This is a genomic window from Citrobacter sp. GW821-FHT07H02 (assembly GCF_059418505.1).
On sequence record NZ_JBWKPZ010000021.1, the window covers coordinates 1 to 18,748 of the forward strand.

Genomic DNA, 18,748 nt, shown 5'->3' on the forward strand with positions numbered 1-18,748 from the left:
GGGGTGGAGCAGCCTGGTAGCTCGTCGGGCTCATAACCCGAAGGTCGTCGGTTCAAATCCGGCCCCCGCAACCAACACATTGTGAAGAAGAAGTTACTCGATGGAAGAGTAAAAGACGGACGCGGGGTGGAGCAGCCTGGTAGCTCGTCGGGCTCATAACCCGAAGGTCGTCGGTTCAAATCCGGCCCCCGCAACCAACAACATTAAGCACCCTTCTGGGTGTTTTTTTGTTTCTGGCGTCGGCAAAAACGTCTGTAAAAAAAGCGCTTTTCAGCGCTTTTTTATTATCCCCTTCTCGCCAGCGTCGCCCCATCGGCGAAGTAGGCTTTGATCCCTGCCAATATAGACTCTGCCACTTCCTGCTGGAACGTCGCTGTTTTGAGCTTCCGCTCTTCTTCAACGTTACTGATAAAGGCAGTTTCAACCAGAATCGAAGGGATATCTGGCGCTTTTAACACGGCAAACCCGGCCTGCTCTACCTGATTCTTGTGCAGGTTGTTGACCTGGCCAAGTTTCTTCAGCACCGCTTTCCCGAACTTCAGGCTGTCGGCAATGGTCAGCGATTGCACCATGTCGAACATCGTGTGATCGACGTAGCGGTCGCCGCTTTTACTGACCCCCCCGATCAAATCCGAGGCGTTCTGGGTTTGCGCCAGGTATTTTGCAGCCGTACTGGTTGCGCCTTTAGTGGAAAGGGCAAACACCGACGACCCGCTGGGCTGTCGACTGGTAAATGCATCCGCGTGAATTGAGACGAAAAGGTCGGCACGCTGTTTTTGAGCTTTCGCGACGCGCACTTTCAGCGGAATGAAGATATCTTCGTTTCGCGTCATATAGACCTTCATGTTGCCTTCTTGCTCGATCAGCGCCCGCAGGCGACGGGCGATCTGCAACACCACATCTTTTTCACGCGTCTTGTATTTGCCCACAGCGCCGGAGTCTTCGCCGCCGTGCCCCGGATCGAGCATGATCACAATCGGACGATCACGCCCCGCTTTACCCGGCTGTGGGCCGCTCTGCGCGGGTGGTACCTGTTTCTCCAGATCGCCTTTGTTGTAATCCTCAAGCAACGCCAGCAGCGGATCCTGCATGTCCTGCGCATTGGCAGGATAGAGATCCATCACCAGACGTTCTTTAAAACCCGCCACCGGCGCGAGGGCAAACAGCTGCGGCTTCACGTTCTGCTTCAGTTCAAACACCATGCGCACGGTCTGCGGATCAAACTGCCCCACTCGTGCCGATTTGATGTAGGGATCATCCGGGCGGATCTGGGTTCCGATGCCTTTGAGCACGGAGTTCAAATTCACACCTTCAATATCCACCACGACGCGCTCAGGATTACTCAGGGCAAATTGTTTGTATTTCAACTCGCGGTTCGATTCCACCGTCACACGGGTGTAACTGGATGCTGGCCAAATACGAACCGCAACGACCTGACTGACCGCAGCCAGACCGACCTGGCTTACGCTCAATAGCCACATGGCGCCCGCCCCTTGCAGTAAACGACGGCGGCTGATTGCTGGATTGGATCCCGACATGCTTCTCCCGAGCAAAACAAATCTAACGGTGCTGATTTACAAAACGTCTGAATTGACCGGAAACTTTAGCGAATGACGCATAATCTGTCATCTATAAAACGGTAAACTTTCTTTTTGTATTCACGGTATTACTGATAAATACCTTCGACTGCTGGCAAATTTGCACTTGCGCCCGGAGAAAAAACAGAATAAAAATACACTTAATACGAATAATCATGCAAAGAGGGTGTGCCGTGGTGAAGGAACGTAGAACCGAACTGGTACAGGGATTCCGCCATTCTGTTCCCTATATCAATACCCATCGGGGGAAAACGTTTGTCATTATGCTGGGCGGCGAAGCCATCGAGCATGAGAATTTCTCCAGTATCGTCAATGACATCGGGCTTCTGCACAGCCTCGGCATTCGCCTGGTGGTCGTGTATGGCGCACGTCCGCAAATCGACGCGAACCTGGCCGCACACCATCATGAGCCGGTGTACCACAAAAATACGCGTGTGACGGACGCCAAAACCCTGGAGCTGGTCAAGCAGGCGGCTGGCACATTACAGCTGGATATCACCGCCCGTCTGTCGATGAGCCTCAATAACACGCCTCTACAGGGCGCGCACATCAACGTGGTCAGCGGCAACTTTATCATCGCACAGCCGTTGGGCGTTGATGATGGCGTCGATTACTGCCACAGCGGGCGTATTCGTCGTATTGATGAAGAGGCGATTCACCGCCAGCTCGACAACGGCGCGATTGTCCTGATGGGACCGGTCGCCGTCTCTGTCACCGGTGAAAGTTTTAACCTGACCTCAGAAGAGATCGCCACCCAGCTCGCCATCAAACTGAAGGCGGAGAAAATGATTGGCTTCTGCTCCTCACAAGGGGTTACCAACGACGATGGCGACATTGTTTCTGAACTGTTCCCGAATGAAGCACAGGCCCGCGTAGAAGCACAGGAAGAGAAAGAGGATTACAACTCCGGCACCGTGCGTTTCCTGCGCGGTGCGGTGAAAGCCTGTCGCAGCGGCGTACGTCGCTGCCATTTGATCAGCTATCAGGAAGATGGCGCGCTGTTACAGGAATTGTTCTCGCGTGACGGTATCGGCACGCAGATCGTGATGGAAAGCGCCGAACAAATCCGCCGCGCCACCATTAATGATATTGGCGGAATTCTCGAGCTTATCAGCCCGCTGGAACAGCAAGGGATTCTGGTGCGCCGTTCCCGTGAACAGCTGGAGATGGAGATCGACAAATTCACCATTATTCAGCGTGATAACCTGACCATCGCCTGCGCGGCGCTGTATCCTTTCCCGGAAGAGAAGATCGGCGAAATGGCCTGCGTGGCGGTACATCCGGATTATCGCAGTTCATCGCGGGGAGAAGTCCTGCTGGAGCGGATTGCCGCGCAGGCCAGACAAATCGGGCTTAGCAAGCTGTTTGTGCTGACCACGCGGAGCATTCACTGGTTTCAGGAGCGTGGCTTTACGCCGGTGGATATCGACCTGCTCCCCGAGAGCAAAAAAGAGATGTACAACTATCAGCGCCGTTCAAAAGTGTTGATGGCGGATTTGGGGTAGCGGCTTAATACGTTGCCGGTCTGATAAAACCGTTTCGCGCGCCATCGGGCACATTGCCGGATGGCGCTAACGCTTATCCGGCCTACAAATCCTGCTGCGTATTATCCTTGTTAAACAAGGCCGACAGCCCGCTACGGCGCTCGGTACGGGTCGCTATCGCGCCACTCAACACCCGTTCATCGGTATACAGCGACAGGCGACGGCGCGCTCGCGTAACCGCGGTATACACCAGCTCGCGCGTCACAACCGGTGTACGCTGCGTGGGCAGAATAAGCGCCGCGTGATCAAACTCCGAACCCTGAGATTTATGTACCGTCATCGCCCAGGTCGTTTCATGTTCCGGTAGACGGCTCGGCTGCACAGACTTAATGGCACCGTCCGGCATCGCAAACCAGACTCGCAGCCCCTGACCGCGTTCGAGCGCAATGCCGATATCGCCGTTAAATAATCCCAACGAGCTGTCGTTTCGCGCAATCATTACCGGCCGCCCTTCATACCAGCGGGAGTGCGCATTCGTGGTAATTTTGCGTTTTTCCCGCATCACGTGTTCGATACGTTCATTCAGTCCTTTAACGCCAAATGGCCCTTCGCGCAGCGCGCACAGCAGTTGGTAATCATTGAACGCCTGAATGATGGCATCGGGTTCCGCCCCCGCCCGAACCAGATCAAGATACCGCCCGTACCCAGCCATTGCCTCATCCAGCATCGCTGCGTAATCTTCACGGCTCATCAGCGTCCGTTTTTCAATGTCGCTAAATTCCTTCTGGAAGACCGCCTTAACTGCAGATTTATCGCCGCGATTAATGGCAGCAGCCAGTTGGCCAATGCCGGAATCACTGCCAAAACGGTAGCTTTTTTGCAGCAAACAAAGGCTGTCACGCAGGGAAGCGGCGGCTTCTGTTTCTGCTCCAGCCGAAACCTGGCATCCGGTAAGCCGACTGAGCTGTTGCGCACGTGCAGGCGTAAAGCCGTCCTTCACACAGGCACAGATATCCCCCAACACAGCGCCCGCCTCAACGGATGCAAGCTGGTCACGATCGCCCAGAAAAATAACCCGCCCGTGCGTCGGTAACGCATCGATCAGGCGCGACATCATCGGAAGGTCAATCATTGACGCTTCATCAACCACCAGCACATCCAGATGCAGCGGGTTGCCCGCATGGTGACGCAGACGCTGACTGCCAGGCTGCGCGCCTAACAGTCGATGCAGGGTACTGGCGTCATCCGGGATCCGTTTTTTTTGCTCATCGGTAAGCGGTAATTGACGTAATGCTTTCCCCAGCGATTCTGTCAGTCGCGCCGCCGCTTTGCCCGTGGGCGCCGCCAGCCGGATACGACAGCGTTCGCCGTCGGCCATCTGAATCAACGCCGCCAGCAGCTTTGCCACGGTCGTCGTTTTGCCCGTCCCCGGGCCGCCAGAAATCACCGAGATACGGCGGGTCAACGCCACGGCAGCCGCCACTTTTTGCCAGTTGATTTCATCGGTGGGAGGGAAAAGCGCATCAAGCGTCTGGGTTAGCTGCTGCTCATCCAGCTCAATCGCCTGATTCACCTCGCTAAAAAAGCGCGCTACCGTACGTTCATTACGCCACATTCGGTTCAGATAGAGGCGATCGTCGTGCAAAATGAGCGGCGTTGGCTGTTCGCCACGGCTAACCGCGGCAGACGTTAACAGGCGTTGCGTCCAGTCGATGCGCTCTGGCGCTTCGTTGAGCCATGTCAGCAACAGCGGATGAGTGTCTTCCGTGATGGACAGCCGCGAAAGCGGCAGACAGACGTGGCCTTCCCCCGCATCACGACTGAGCAACGCCGCCGCCAGCGTCACCGCCGGATCGTCATTGCCGGCAACAGCCAGCGCAAACTGCGCATCCAGCGGTCTTAACTGCTTTTGTTCTACTGCATCCAGTAAGCGTTTCTGGATTGTCATTACGCCTCCTCCCGTACCGCGCCTGCAAACATCTCGTCCATCTGTGCAATTAATTCGCTGTCCGGACGGGTCGCGTAAATGCCTTGCTGTGGTTGTTCGCTATCCACGCCGCGCAGGAAGAGATAGATAACGCCGCCGAAATGGCGCTCGTAGTCGTAGTCCGCGATGCGATGGCGCAAATACCGATGCAGGGCCAGCGTATACAACTGGTATTGCAGGTCGTAACGGTGCGCCTGCATCGCCGAAGCCATCGCCTGTTGGGTGTAGGCGGCACTGTCCTCGCCAAGCCAGTTAGATTTGTAATCGAGCAGGTAATAACGCCCTTCATGGCGAAACACCAGATCAATAAATCCTTTCAACATGCCGCGCACCTGCATGAAGTCCAACGGCGGGCACCCGGCAGAGAGCGGATCGTACTGACGAATGAGCGCATCCAGTTGGCTGGCATTCAGCGGCTGGGCTATCGGCAGATAAAACTCCATCTCTACCTGTTTGTCGCGCTCGGAGAGATGACGCAGACTCACGCCCGTATCGTTAAGCGGCGCCTGTAAGACGGCCTCCAGCCACGCTGTCAAAACCGGTTCCCAGTGTGCGTCGAAACCTCCCAACGCCAGTTTCTCTTGTACCCAGGCGGCATCAACAGACTGAGTAAAATCAAGGTCTTCAAACAAGCTGTGCAGGAAGGTGCCCGGCGATGCGCCGCGCGGAAACTGATGTGGGGTTAACCCCGGCTCAACCGTCACCTCAGCGACACCAGCGGCATCAACATCAAGGCGAGGGATTAAGTCCTGAGCAACACTGTGGCCTCGCTGCTGTAGGCCGGAATAACTGGTTACCCGCCAGCTATCGCTCAGGGGGCGTTGTAACACTTTCGCGCTCAGTTCGGCGCGGGCGGCTTGCGCCACCTGCCAGCGTTCGGTGTCCGGCGCGCCCGTTATTTGCAGGGCGATATCTTCACCACACAACGATTCAATGCACGCGCGAAGCCCGGCGGCATCTTTCGGTTCACCTTTTTGCAGCAGACGGCCCAGTGCGCTCTGGTGCACATCCGTCTCCCCTTTTTTATCACTACGGCGACGCACCAGCGGCGCAACGCCGAGACTGCAATGCCATACTGAACGGGTCAGCGCAACATAGAGCAAGCGGAGATCTTCCGCCAGCCGTTCGGCTTCCGCCAGTTCAATGCTCTCATCGGCCTCGCTGAGATCCAATACCGCTTCAAATGAGCGGCGATCATGATAAAACGCCTGATCCTGAATACGGAAATGGCTAATAAAGGGCAACCAGACCAGCGGGTACTCCAGCCCTTTCGATTTATGAATGGTGACGATTTGCACCAGATGCTTATCGCTTTCCAGACGCATTTGCTGGCTGGAGGCATTGCTGTCGGGTTCCAGAATATGCTGCGAAAGCCAGCGAACCAGCGCATGCTCGCTCTCCAGTTGCGATCCCGCTTCCTGCAAAAGTTCGCTGATGTGCAGAATATCGGTGAGACGGCGCTCACCTCCTGCTGTCGCCAGCAGGTTTTCCGCAATGTTTCTCTGCGACATCAGCGCGCGCAGCATGGGCATCACACCGCGTTTGCGCCAGATCTGACGGTAGCCGTCAAACTCCTCCACAACCGCGTCCCAGGCGTTCTCGTCATTATTAAGTCTGTCGATGTCCTGCGCATTTAACCCCATCATCGAGGCGGCAAGCGCGCTGCGCAGCGTGTTTTCGCGCTCAGGCGTCATCACCGCCTGTAAAACCCACAGCAGCTCTTGCGCTTCAAGGGTGTCAAAAACGCTGTCGCGGTTAGAGAGATACACAGACGGGATATCCAGTTGCGTCAGCGCATCACGAATCTGGGCGGCTTCCTGACGACTGCGCACCAGTACGCTGATATCCGAAGCGCGAACGGGTCGCGAGGTTTTGCCGCTGTTCAGCAGAGCCTGACCCGAGTGTCCCGCCTTCAGCCAGTCACGGATTTGTGCGGCGCAAACGTGCGCCATGGTGCTTTGGTAGTCGCCAATGCCACAACTCTCACCGTCCATTAACCACATGCGCATGGCGGGTTGCGTCTCGCCGTTCAATACAAATTGCAGCGCCTGATTTTTATCAGCGGACTTCACCGGCGTGAACGGGATCTCACGAAACATGAAGGCATCATCCATCTGATCAAACAGCGTATTGACGCTGTTGACCATGCCCGGCGCAGAACGCCAGTTCGTGTCGAGCGTATAGTGCGCCGTCACCTCGCTGCGCGCCTTCATGTAGGTGAAGATATCCGCGCCACGGAATGCGTAAATCGCCTGTTTTGGATCGCCAATCAGCAACAGCGCCGTCTCCGGCTGATGCTGCCAGATGCGGCGAAAAATACGGTATTGTTGCGGATCGGTATCCTGAAATTCATCGATCATCGCTACCGGAAAACGACCGCGAATGGCCGACGCCAGCGCCTCGCCGCTTTCACTTCGCAGCGCCGCATCAAGGCGGCTGAGCATGTCATCGAAGCCTAACTCTCCCCGACGCTGCTTTTCCCGTGCGACCGTTTCCCGAATCTCCGCCAGTGCCCGGGTGATAACCAAATCGCGAATCGTCAGCGGCTCTGCAAGGAGTTCGTCAATTGCCACAAACAGTGCGTGCTCGGGCGTAACACCGCCCGCTTTGGTTCGCTCTTCTAAAAAGCGCTGCGAGAATTTCTCCAACGCTTCAGGCAACTGATAAGTCTGCGTTTCTGCCTGCGCCCATGCGGTTACCTTCTCGATCCATTTTGCCTGGTTGCCACGGTTGAATTTTCTGCGATCGATGCCTGACGATTCGATCAGCGCGTCAAGTTCCTCAACCGCTTCACACCATTGCTGTTTGATCCGGGTGATTCGCGCCAGAATCTGCGCATGGCGCGATGCCAGCGTCTCTTCGTCTGGCGGAGGGGCTTTAATTACCGGAGCTTCACCCTGCAGATAGCGGTCAATATCTTTCAGCAGCGCCTGCGGGCCTTTCCATGTTTCAAAGACAACCTGGGCAATTTCACGCGGGAGTGGGTAACAGTGACGACGCCAAAAGTCCGCACAGGCCTGATAACGCAGGAGGGATTCGTCTTCGATGAGCTGTTGCTCGAATAACATCCCCGACTCAAAGGCATTCAGACTCAGCATGCGCTGGCAAAAACCGTGAATGGTGAAGACCGCAGCTTCATCCATCTGCCGTTCGGCCAACAATAACCACTGTGCGGCCTGCTTTTTATCGTTAATTTCGTCTAACAGGCGGGCATAGAGCGGGTTATCGGTCGATTCCCGCAGACAGGCAATGCGCAATTCGTGGATATTACTGCGGATTCGACCGCGTAGCTCTTCGGTGGCGGCCTCGGTAAAGGTCACCACCAATAACTCTTCTACGGTTAACGGACGGGGAAAGGCGGCAGAGCCGCCCAGTCCAAGTAGCAGACGCAGATAGAGCGCTGCGATAGTAAAGGTTTTGCCAGTGCCTGCGGACGCTTCAATCAGGCGCTCGCCCGTGAGGGGCAAGCGTAGAGGATCAAGAGACTCAGCATCATTCATTCTTTTCACTCATCAGGGGCAAGGTTTGCTGCAACGCGCTGACGGTCTGCCACACTTTCCCGCCTTCCAGGGTCGCATATTCTGCTTTCCCGTTCTGGCTTCCGGAAATCTGTGACAGTATCGCCATGCCTTGCGGCTCTACCACCGCCTGATGGAAGAAGTCGGCAAGTTTTTGCGGCGTCAGCAGTTTAATCTGAGCCACGATTTTATCACGCGAATCGAAGTGCATATTACCCCGATCGAAATCTTTGCTTAACTGCGAAGCCTCTGCGCCCAGCGTTTGCGGCGCTTCTAACATTTGCGTAATGACCGCCTGCTGAATTTGTGCAAATTCGGCTGGTTTCATTGCCCGCAGCTTCGCTTCCGCCGTCGGGAAAAAGGCTTTATAGCGCTCCCAGAGATACGCCGGCTGTTTGTCGCTGCTTTGCAGCAGGAAACCCATCCCCCACTGGCGACCTACGTTCATCGGAAAAGCAAACACCGCGTAACCTAACTGCTCTTCGGTACGCAGTTGGTTGTAGAACCATGGCTGAACAATTTGCCCCAACATGGCGCTGTAGGCGGTGCTGGTGTGTTCATCGTATCCCGAAGGTACAAACACCGCCGCCAGCGCAGAGTCCGTACTGCTGCCCGCTTTTTCAAAAATGACCGACTGTTTTTTATCGACCAGCACATCTTTGTTGCGACACCATTCTGAGCCCTTCGCACCCAGCTGTTTCTGGATATCCTGCGCCATGGTTTTGGCCTGCGTTTCGCTCATGTTGCCGATAACCAGAAACTCCGGACGGGCACCCACTTTTAACGCATCGCGGTACGCCATAACCTCTTCCAGGCTGATTGATGGCAACAACTTACGGCGTTCATCACGTGAGAAGTAAGGCACCTGAGAAATCATCTGCACGGGCATAATGGCCTGATCGTAGGCTTTACCTTTCTCGGCAGAGTCCATCATCTGCGCATACCAGGACTTCGCCTGTTCCAGCTGCTCTTGCGTTGCAGAGTAGCTGAAGTAGCCTTCCAGCAACGCCTGGAAAAGCTGCGGCAAACGCTGAGTGTAGCCATTGGCGTTCAGCATCAACCCATTATTGGCATTAGTCGAAAACCCTATCCCGCCCACGGCGGCCTGATTGCTTAACTGATCAAGCGCAATGCCTGCCAGATAATCATTCAGCGCAAACATCACCTGATTTCTGGCGCTGTCCATGGCTTTTGGATTACGCAGCACCACGCTCACATCGGCTTTTGGCTCACTGGCAAAGTAACGGCTCGGCGCATACACCACGCGCAAATCCGGTTTATCGATGATCAATTCCGGATGCGCATATTGCTTCTCGCTCTTAATCAACGAGAAGTCATCAGGAATGTAGGGGTTGAGGTCCGGCAGGGAGAGCGAAATCGCCTGCGCTTTTTGCTGCCACTGCGCAAATGTTTTGTCGTCGATTTTGTTGACCTGATAAGGGGCATCAACAAAGTAGGCAGTTTTGTTATGTGGCTCATTCGGGCTGATATACCAGACGCGGGCATTCTGCGGCGTCATCATCGCCAGACGGGCTTTTACCGCATCAGCATCATACTGATCGGCGATGTTAACCGCATCCAGAGTATGGTCGACGGGCACGCGAATCATGGTGTCTGCCAGCCATTCCACGTAATCCATATCACGTGTGATGGACGGATAACGGAAGTCGAGATCCAGGACGTGCGCCAGCTCATCAAAGTAGCGTTTATCCACGCCTTTTTCGCGTAACAGATTGAGATAGCTAAAGATGGCCGCGACAACTTCATCACGATTCGCCAGACCTTTGTCGGTGAGCGTGGCTGAAATGGCCAGTACACCGCTGTTACCGTTGACGACAGGATCGGAATCCGCGCGAATACCTTCCACCAGTCCTTGTTTTTGCAACCAGTCAGAGAGGGTGCCCGGGCTACGATTGCCAATCAGATAGGTCACCAGTTCGTCGGTTTTGCTACGAAACTGAGCGCTGTTGTTGTCGATACGAAACTCGACGCGCAGCACTTTACGCGGCAGCGCAGGCACATAATGGATGATGACCCCTTTTTGCGCGTCAGTGACCACCGGAACCGTGATTTCGGGTTTTACGGTATTTTTGTTCGGTACACGACCGTAGGTATCGGCAGCAATACGCGCCAGCTCTGGCAACGGTTTATTGCTATAAATCACCGCCTTCATCAGGTTGGCTGAATAGTATTTCTCATGAAATTCCTGCAAAGCCTGCAGCACCGGCTTACCGGGTTTGTCGCTTAATGTTTGCAGATTCCCGCCAGAAAAACGTGAACCGGGGTGCGCTGGGTTAATGGTTTCCGCGCTCACTTGCGCCATACGCATACCATCTCGCGTGCGCGCCAGTGTCAGTTCAGCGTTAACGGCATTGCGTTCGCGTTCGGCATATTTTTTATCCAGCAAGGGCGCTGCGATGGCATCGGCCAGACGATCCACCGCCCCCACCAGCGCATCGTTCTCAACTTCCAGATAGAAAGCTGTGCGATAAGGCGCGGTGCTGGCATTGTGGCTGCCGCCGTGCATCTTGAGGAATTCAGAGAGACTGTCTGCCTGCGGATATTTTTTCGAGCCCATCAGACTCATGTGCTCAAGGTAATGCGCCAGCCCCTGGTGCGCTTGTGGGTCTTCCAGCGATCCCACTGGGACCACTAATGCAGAAAGCGACTTTACGGCTTGCGGATCGGATACCAGCAATACCACCATGCCATTATCCAGGCGCACGGCCTGATACTGGCGGGTGTCTTTATCGCTTTTACGGATGGTTTCTGCCAAAGGCTGCCAACCTGTATCTGCCTGACTTAAAGGTGCCCAAAGGGCGACAAACAAAAATAACGCTCTGAACCAGGTGCTGCGGGGCATTCACGAACCTCATCATTAACTTTCATTCCTGCTCGTACCCAACACCGCGAGGATGTCTGATTGAACAGGGCAAAGACTTTGTGCTGAACCCGTCAGCCTCTCTTTATGTAAAAATCAGTCCGTGACAGAGAGCGCATGATAGTAGAAGACGCTCAATTGCGCAATTTTTATACAACCATCAAGACTGATTAAAACGAAATAGCGGTAATAAATAGTGCTGCGACGTATGGATAATGGTTTCCATGGTGTCTGACTCCAGATGACGCCACAGGCGCTGATACCAGATGTCATCCCCTTCGCCACGCACCATCACGTTGCCTTCGTACGCCTGCAGGAATTTAGCCCGGGCTTTTTGCAGCGTGTCATCGTCATCTAACATGGCATCATTTGCCGCGTCGTAACAAGTTTTTATCCATGCGCCACCGCTTTCAGGTAGCACGAAGAGCGGGGAAGACATACCTTCCCGATAACCGTCAATTAACTGCGCCAGGTAACCCTGCGCCTGCCCGGCATCCATCGGCGGAAAACGCCATTCCCCTTCTTTACGCAGGAATAAACGGCTCTCCCCGGTTCCCCCGCACGCACAATAGACAAGATGTTCCAGCCAAAGTTGCATCCCCTGAGCAACACTGATTAATGATGGACGCCAGCGCAACAACCCATCCTCCTGTACTTGCGGTAGCCAGCCGGTCAAGTGTACGCCGTTACAGATGAGATCGATTTCCATGCTCTGACATGGCTGGCGACAGGCGATGACCCTTTCCGCAAGCCCTTGCATTTCCTGATGTTGCGTTTCCCAGAGGATCTCACCAAACGCGCCATAGGGCAGATCGCCTGCAGCACGGAATCGGCGAAACAGGCGTTCGGCATCCTCCTGCTGCACAAGGGCGTTAAGCAACTGCTGATTGAGCTGATAACGGCTTAACCCCTCAAGGGTGAACGGCTCAGTTTCAGGAATATCGCTCTCTTCGGAGCGAAAATTCACCTGCAGGCGCATCTGGAAAAACGCGCGCACCGGATGCGCCCAGAACCGCTGCAGCGCTTCCAGTGTGAGTGTTTCAGGCATGACAAAGAGGATAGGTTGTACAAAATTCGTATGCGCCTCCCCGGACTGATTTGCCGCTGGCAGCCATTCACGGGCATAACTTTGCCACTCACCAGGCAGATAGTTTTGCGCATCAAAAGGCATACGGGTATGCAAATGGACGATGTGCGCTTTTACACGCGCCTCGCTCTCATCAGAGGTCAGTAACGCATCGCCAGGCAAATAGTGACTTTGGCCGATGTAATCCATCAGTTCCTGAACCAGCACTGACGGGAATCGTTCGCTGTTATCCTGAATGGAACGCCCGATATAGCTGATGTAGAGCGTCTGCTGCGCGGAGATCAGCGCCTCAAGAAACAGGTAGCGATCGTCATCACGGCGACTGCGATCCCCGCGTTTCGGTTTCTGACTCATCAGATCAAAACCGAGAGGCGCCAGTTGTCGGGGATATACCCCGTCGTTCATACCGAGCAGACACACCACTTTGAAAGGAATAGAACGCATCGGCATGAGCGTACAGATATTCACCGGCCCGGCGAGAAAACGCTGGCTGATGCGTTCTTGATCTAACCGTTGCGCCAGCTCATCGCGTAGCAGTGTCAGCGGTATCGCGTCGGCATACTCAGCGCCAACGCCCTCGGAAATCATCGCCTGCCACTGTTGCTCTATGAGCGTCATTGCGGCTTCGGTTTCAGTGTCTGGCAGGAAAAAATCATTCAGCATATTACGACAAACCGGCAGCCAGGCGTCCAGGGGACGTTCCTGCGCCAGCTCCCGACGCCAGATATTCAACTGCATCAGTAACGAGGCCAGATGACCTACCAGCTCGGCAATTAAACCGCTGGATTCATCATACGGAAGCACCGACTGCCACTCTCCCTGCGCGCTTTCCATAGCGTATCCCAGCAACATGCGCGTCAAACCAAATTGCCAGGTATGCTGGCCGGTGGCGGGTAGCGCTAACTCGCGAACGTTGTCATCATCAATCCCCCAACGAATTCCCGACTCATTGACCCACAGGCGGAGATAACGCAGCCCTTCTTCATTGATGTTAAAACGGGCAGCCAGAACAGGAACATCCAGCAATGCCAGTACATCTTCAGAGACAAAGCGGCTGTCCGGTAACGAAAGCAAACTGATAAATGCCTGCAGAACCGGGTGCGACTGACGGGCGCGACGATCCGAAATGGCATAAGGCAGATAGCGTTCAGCAGGCGCGCTGCCAAACACCGACTGAATAAACGGACTGTAGCTGTCGATATCCGCCACCATGACAATAATGTCTCGCGGCGTCAGCGTGGGGTCTGCTTCCAGCATGGTAAGCAGTCGGTCATGCAATATTTCAACTTCTCGTTGCGGACTGTGGCAGACGTGAAAGCTCACACTGTTGTCGTTCGGGTCGAGCAGTCGTTTGTTGTCGCTACGGGAATACTCGTCAAGATTCACCCCAGCCACCGCGTTGCTTTCCAGCTCAAGGATATCTGACTGAATGTTATGCAGCAGATTGTCCGGCGTGATATCAACGAACGCATCCAGCTCCTGCGCGCTGTCCAGCTCGGAAAGCAGATAAATATAATCCCGCCCCAGTTTTCCCCATGACGCTAACAGGGGGTTTCCCACATCCTGTTCGCCGTCACTGTTAAATAATCCCTCTGCGTTTTGGCCGTCGCGAAATAGTGGCAAATGGCGGTCTTCAAAACTGTGGCGACGCTGGCGAGCCATCAGCTTTGCCAGATACGCAGGGTCTTTGATATCGCCCCAGTAGTAGCGACAAGGGTTGGTAAACAACAGGTGGATTTCGATATGTTTACCCAGCGCCTGTAACGCCTGGAGATAAACGGGCGGCAACGCGGAAATACCACAAATAAAGACGCGCGACGGTAACCCCGCCGGGCAGGTTGTTGCGTTTTCCAGCGTCTGAATAAAACGCTGATAGAGATTGGCGCGATGCCAGCGGGGCTGCCCCAGTTCCTCTGTATACTCGACCAGCGCCTTCCACAGAGGCGCTTGCCAGATTTGGGCTTCCCCCAATCCCTCAACCAGACGCCCCGCCTCCCAGTGCGTGAGCCAGTCCGGACGGTAGACCAGATACTGGTCAAACAGGTCTGCAGCGCGAGAAGAAAGCTGAAACAGCTTACGTTTGTCAGTGTCGTCAATCAGGTAGTGGCGCAGTAAGGTAAAATCATCCTGATGCAGCAGTTGCGGCAGCAAGGTCATCAACTTCCAGCTCATGCTTTGCTTGCTAAAGGCGCTTTCTTTGGGGATCTCCGGCAGTACGCGCACGAACATATCCCAGATAAAACTCGCAGGCAGTGGAAAATCAATATTAGCGGCAATGCCAAATTTCTGTGAAAGGGTCATCTGTAGCCACTGCGCCATACCGGTGCTCTGCACCAGTATCATCTCCGGCTCAAACGGATCGTCCAGACGCTCGCGCTCGACGATAAATTCCATCAACGCTTCCAGCACATCCAGTCGATTGGAGTGGTAGACCCTTAACATAGAAACTCCTGGCTACTGACTTGTTGGGCAATGTAAGCGCGTCATTTGGCCTTGTCTGCCCAGGGGAGAAATAAGTTTACTCCTGATGCTGACACATCCCGCCGAGGTTGTCTGCATTCGGCTAACCTGCCAGTGCTCAGGCGGTGAAAATGAACGCAGCGCCGTTTGCTGCCAGGCGTTTCGCCAAAGCTGCTGATACTGATTTTTGACGGCAAAGCCGTTCATTAACTCGCGCTGATAACCTGACAGCGCGGTAACGACCATCACCATTAAAAGCAGCGCCAGCATCACCTCCGGTAAGCTAAAACCACGTTGCGGATTCAGGGCATCTGACATAGCAATACCTTGTTTAGTGGACAAAAATCACTCCAGCCCTGCGGGGAAAAGACCAGGCGTCCCTCCACTATGTTTCCAAGACGCCAAAGGGAAACGCCCTCGTATTGTGCAATCAGCAAGAGTTCATCATCAGAAAGCACACGCAGACAAACGCGCGCTTGCGTCGACAAATACGCCCGACACTGTACTGCGGGTCGCAGCAGCCAGGGCTGTACTTGCCCCCACTCCACTGCTGACTGCACAACGGCCTGGCGTTGTAATGACTGACTTTCCATCGCAACACGGTTCGTGAAACTCACCTGCTGTTGATTCATCCCCTGGAGCATCAAACTCCCCAGAATCAGCAGCAACAGCACCATTGCCAGCGACGATACGCCCTGTTCACGATTCACTGATTGAACCCCGTGACACTGTAATCAGCCTCAATGACTATCCGGGGTTCCGATTTAGTCGCTCCCTGAAGATGGACGGTGAGGATGGGCGAAAAACCCGCTATTTTCTGACGTTCAACCTGAAATGTCGTTACCAGGAGAGTCTCAGGGTCAGTCATTTTATCCCACCCTTTACCTTCGCATGACGTCGCCCCGCGCAATGTTTCCAACGCCTTGTCTTTTAGGCGGAATCCTGTTTGTTCCGCGTCTTTAACCGGTAACGCATCCCAGACGCCGTTATTGTTTGCATCCCACTGCGCAATGACGCAGTCCCCTTGCGCGGTAATCACCAGCCCAACACCTGCACATTTTCCATGGCAGTATCCCGCTCGCTGTAGATGTTTTGCCACAGTATAAACGCGTTGCCAGACCTCATCCTCCAGCGAAAGCTTGCGCGTGTTGTACAAAATCTCACGCTGCAACGCAGGTAAAAACCTGGCAGCACCCATCAGTAAAATGCTGCTTATCGCCATGGCTATCATCACTTCCAGGAGAGAAAAACCCCGCTCGTTTATCGGCATACATCCCCTTCATCGCGCTCGCAAAGTCGGATCCGCCCCATCCCGGAGACGATCACTCGCCACTCGCCTGCGGCATTTCTCAGATAGATATGCCCAGCCCACGCGGTATTGCGTAAGCCGAAAAATGCCAGCGACGGCGTTATGTCCACCACCTCGACATCGGCCCATAACGGCGCAAAGACGAATGCGTTCTTTGATGCACAGGTGCTTTGTGGGACAACCGAACTGATGAAACACCATGACGTCCCCTCCCTGTTGATGCTGATGACATGATCCCGGTTATGCCAATTGGCGTCCTCACGCAGTTGCAGCAGGTAGTCGCGCACCTGAAAGGCGGTTTGCCACAGGCGTTGCTGTTGCTGCCAACGTTGCCAGCCATACAGCCCCGTAGCGCTGAGGACGGCAATCAGGATCATCGTCACCATCATTTCAATAAGCGTGTAACCCAACTGTTTTTTCATGGCGGCAGTATGGAACGATGAGAAATAAACACGAGGGGAGAATTCAGACTGTGCGAGACGCTACGGGGAGTGTTTATGCTGTTGCAGTGCGTTGCAATATTTCGGGAATCCGCGTCGAACCAAAGAAATTAACGCAAAAAAAACCGACGCACGTTGGCGTCGGTTATGACAGAGTTACCGCGGTCAGATGGCAACCGGCGCTTTAATGCCCGGATGCGGATCGTAGCCTTCAATTTCAAAGTCGTCGAAACGATAATCGAAGAGAGAGTCCGGCTTACGCTTAATCACCAGCTTCGGCAATGCACGCGGTTCACGGCTCAGTTGCAGATGCGTCTGTTCCATATGATTGCTGTACAAATGGGTATCCCCGCCCGTCCAGACAAAGTCACCGACCTCAAGGTCGCACTGCTGCGCCATCATATGCACCAGCAACGCATAGCTGGCGATGTTGAACGGAAGTCCGAGGAAAACATCGCAGGAGCGTTGATAAAGCTGACAAGAGAGCTTGCCATCCGCAACGTAAAACTGGAAGAAGGCATGGCACGGCGCCAGCGCCATTTTATCCAGTTCGCCCACGTTCCATGCAGAAACAATAATACGGCGGGAATCCGGGTCGTTTTTCAGTTGGTTAATCACGGTAGTGATTTGGTCGATATGGCGACCATCTGGCGTTGGCCATGCGCGCCATTGCTTGCCGTAAACCGGACCTAAATTACCGTTTTCATCAGCCCACTCGTCCCAGATTGAGACGTTGTTTTCATGCAGGTATGCAACGTTGGTGTCGCCCTGTAAGAACCACAGCAGTTCATGGATGATGGAGCGCAAATGGCAGCGTTTTGTCGTAACCAGCGGAAATCCTTCCTGCAGATTGAAACGCATCTGATGACCAAAAATGGACAGCGTTCCGGTACCTGTACGGTCGTTTTTCTGTGTGCCTTCATCCAGCACTTTTTGCATCAGTTCTAAATACTGTTTCATGGTTCCTCAGGAAACGTGTTGCTGTGGGCTGCGACGGTACGCCCAAACCATCATGATGATACCCGCGACAATCATTGGGATAGAGAGGATCTGCCCCATGCTGATGTACTGTACCCAGGCGCCGGTAAACTGTTGATCCGGTTGGCGGAAAAATTCAACGATGATACGAAACGCACCATAGCCAATCAGGAATAAGCCAGAAACTGAACCCATCGGGCGCGGTTTACGAATGAACAGGTTAAGGATGATAAACAGCACAATCCCTTCCAGCGCCATCTCATAAAGCTGGGAAGCATGGCGCGGCAGCGCACCGTAAGTATCGAAAATGGACTGCCACTGCGGGTTGGTTTGCAGCAGCAAAATATCTTCTGTACGGGAGCCCGGGAATAACATGGCATACGGGAAGTTAGGGTCGACACGTCCCCACAGCTCACCGTTGATAAAGTTACCCAGACGCCCCGCGCCCAGACCAAACGGAATCAGCGGTGCAATAAAATCAGAAACCTGGAAGAAGCTGCGCTTCGTGCGTTTGGCGAAGATAATCATCACCAGAATCACGCCGATAAGGCCGCCGTGGAAGGACATACCGCCATCCCAGACGCGGAACAGATAGAGCGGATTCTCCAGAAACAGCGAGAAGTTATAGAACAGCACATAACCAATACGCCCGCCGAGGAAGACCCCAAGGAAGCCTGCATAGAGTAAGTTTTCAACTTCGTTTTTGGTCCAGCCACTACCTGGGCGATTGGCGCGGCGAGTTGCCAGCCACATCGCGAAGATAAACCCCACCAAATACATCATGCCGTACCAATGAAGGGCGACGGGTCCAATTGAGAAAATGACCGGATCGAACTCCGGAAAATGCAGATAGCTACTGGTCATCTATCACCACAATTTCTTGTTATGTCGCTGAAATCAGACAGCGATTGATAAGCGCGCCTGAAGGTTACAGGCGCTCCAAAGGTGCGAATAATAGCACAAGGGGTGCATCGGAGATGCCGGGAAGATGTAAAAGATCTGTATA

General features: G+C 54.3%; 12 protein-coding genes and 1 tRNA gene. 2 read left to right on the plus strand and 11 right to left on the minus strand.

Annotation, left to right across the window (positions count from 1 at the left end; translation table 11 throughout):
- Positions 1 to 120 precede the first annotated feature (120 nt).
- A tRNA-Met gene (locus tag AC07NP_RS18220) sits at positions 121 to 197 on the plus strand.
- An 87-nt stretch (positions 198 to 284) separates the two neighbouring features.
- Here the strand turns inward: AC07NP_RS18220 and amiC are convergent.
- Positions 285 to 1,538 (minus strand): N-acetylmuramoyl-L-alanine amidase AmiC, encoded by a 1,254-nt coding sequence (gene amiC / locus AC07NP_RS18225; RefSeq protein WP_276294062.1) that lies wholly within the window; start codon positions 1,536 to 1,538, stop codon positions 285 to 287.
- Between the two features lie 233 nt (positions 1,539 to 1,771).
- Between amiC and argA the strand changes: the two genes are divergently transcribed.
- Positions 1,772 to 3,103, plus strand: coding sequence for an amino-acid N-acetyltransferase (gene argA / locus AC07NP_RS18230; protein ID WP_203360147.1), 1,332 nt, complete (start codon positions 1,772 to 1,774; stop codon positions 3,101 to 3,103).
- Between the two features lie 82 nt (positions 3,104 to 3,185).
- Here the strand turns inward: argA and recD are convergent, their stop codons facing one another.
- The 10 genes from recD to lgt all read right to left on the minus strand — a co-directional run bounded on the left by recD (position 3,186) and on the right by lgt (position 18,606).
- Positions 3,186 to 5,030, minus strand: a complete 1,845-nt coding sequence (recD, locus tag AC07NP_RS18235; RefSeq protein ID WP_494661312.1) for an exodeoxyribonuclease V subunit alpha — start codon at positions 5,028 to 5,030, stop codon at positions 3,186 to 3,188.
- Positions 5,030 to 8,569, minus strand: coding sequence for an exodeoxyribonuclease V subunit beta (gene recB, locus AC07NP_RS18240; RefSeq protein WP_494661313.1), 3,540 nt, complete (start codon positions 8,567 to 8,569; stop codon positions 5,030 to 5,032). The genes recD and recB overlap by 1 nt, the downstream gene beginning before the upstream one ends.
- Positions 8,562 to 11,450, minus strand: coding sequence for a pitrilysin (gene ptrA, locus AC07NP_RS18245; protein ID WP_494661314.1), 2,889 nt, complete (start codon positions 11,448 to 11,450; stop codon positions 8,562 to 8,564). Before ptrA ends, recB begins: the two co-directional genes overlap by 8 nt.
- Positions 11,451 to 11,628: 178 nt before the next feature.
- Positions 11,629 to 14,997, minus strand: coding sequence for an exodeoxyribonuclease V subunit gamma (recC, locus tag AC07NP_RS18250; protein WP_494661315.1), 3,369 nt, complete (start codon positions 14,995 to 14,997; stop codon positions 11,629 to 11,631).
- Positions 14,998 to 15,009: 12 nt separating this feature from the next.
- On the minus strand, positions 15,010 to 15,333 hold the full coding sequence (locus AC07NP_RS18255; protein WP_203360142.1) for a prepilin-type N-terminal cleavage/methylation domain-containing protein: 324 nt from the start codon (positions 15,331 to 15,333) through the stop codon (positions 15,010 to 15,012).
- Entirely contained in the window at positions 15,318 to 15,725 is a 408-nt protein-coding gene (locus AC07NP_RS18260; RefSeq protein ID WP_494661316.1) for a DUF2509 family protein, read from the minus strand. The genes AC07NP_RS18255 and AC07NP_RS18260 overlap by 16 nt, the downstream gene beginning before the upstream one ends.
- Complete coding sequence (locus AC07NP_RS18265; RefSeq protein ID WP_494661317.1) at positions 15,722 to 16,285, minus strand: prepilin peptidase-dependent protein; 564 nt, start codon at positions 16,283 to 16,285, stop codon at positions 15,722 to 15,724. The genes AC07NP_RS18260 and AC07NP_RS18265 overlap by 4 nt, the downstream gene beginning before the upstream one ends.
- On the minus strand, positions 16,276 to 16,746 hold the full coding sequence (locus tag AC07NP_RS18270) for a prepilin peptidase-dependent protein (RefSeq protein WP_494661318.1): 471 nt from the start codon (positions 16,744 to 16,746) through the stop codon (positions 16,276 to 16,278). The genes AC07NP_RS18265 and AC07NP_RS18270 overlap by 10 nt, the downstream gene beginning before the upstream one ends.
- A gap of 183 nt (positions 16,747 to 16,929) precedes the next feature.
- Entirely contained in the window at positions 16,930 to 17,724 is a 795-nt protein-coding gene (gene thyA / locus AC07NP_RS18275; protein WP_192613329.1) for a thymidylate synthase, read from the minus strand.
- 6 nt (positions 17,725 to 17,730) lie between these two features.
- Positions 17,731 to 18,606, minus strand: a complete 876-nt coding sequence (gene lgt, locus AC07NP_RS18280) for a prolipoprotein diacylglyceryl transferase (RefSeq protein WP_494661319.1) — start codon at positions 18,604 to 18,606, stop codon at positions 17,731 to 17,733.
- Positions 18,607 to 18,748: the final 142 nt, after the last annotated feature.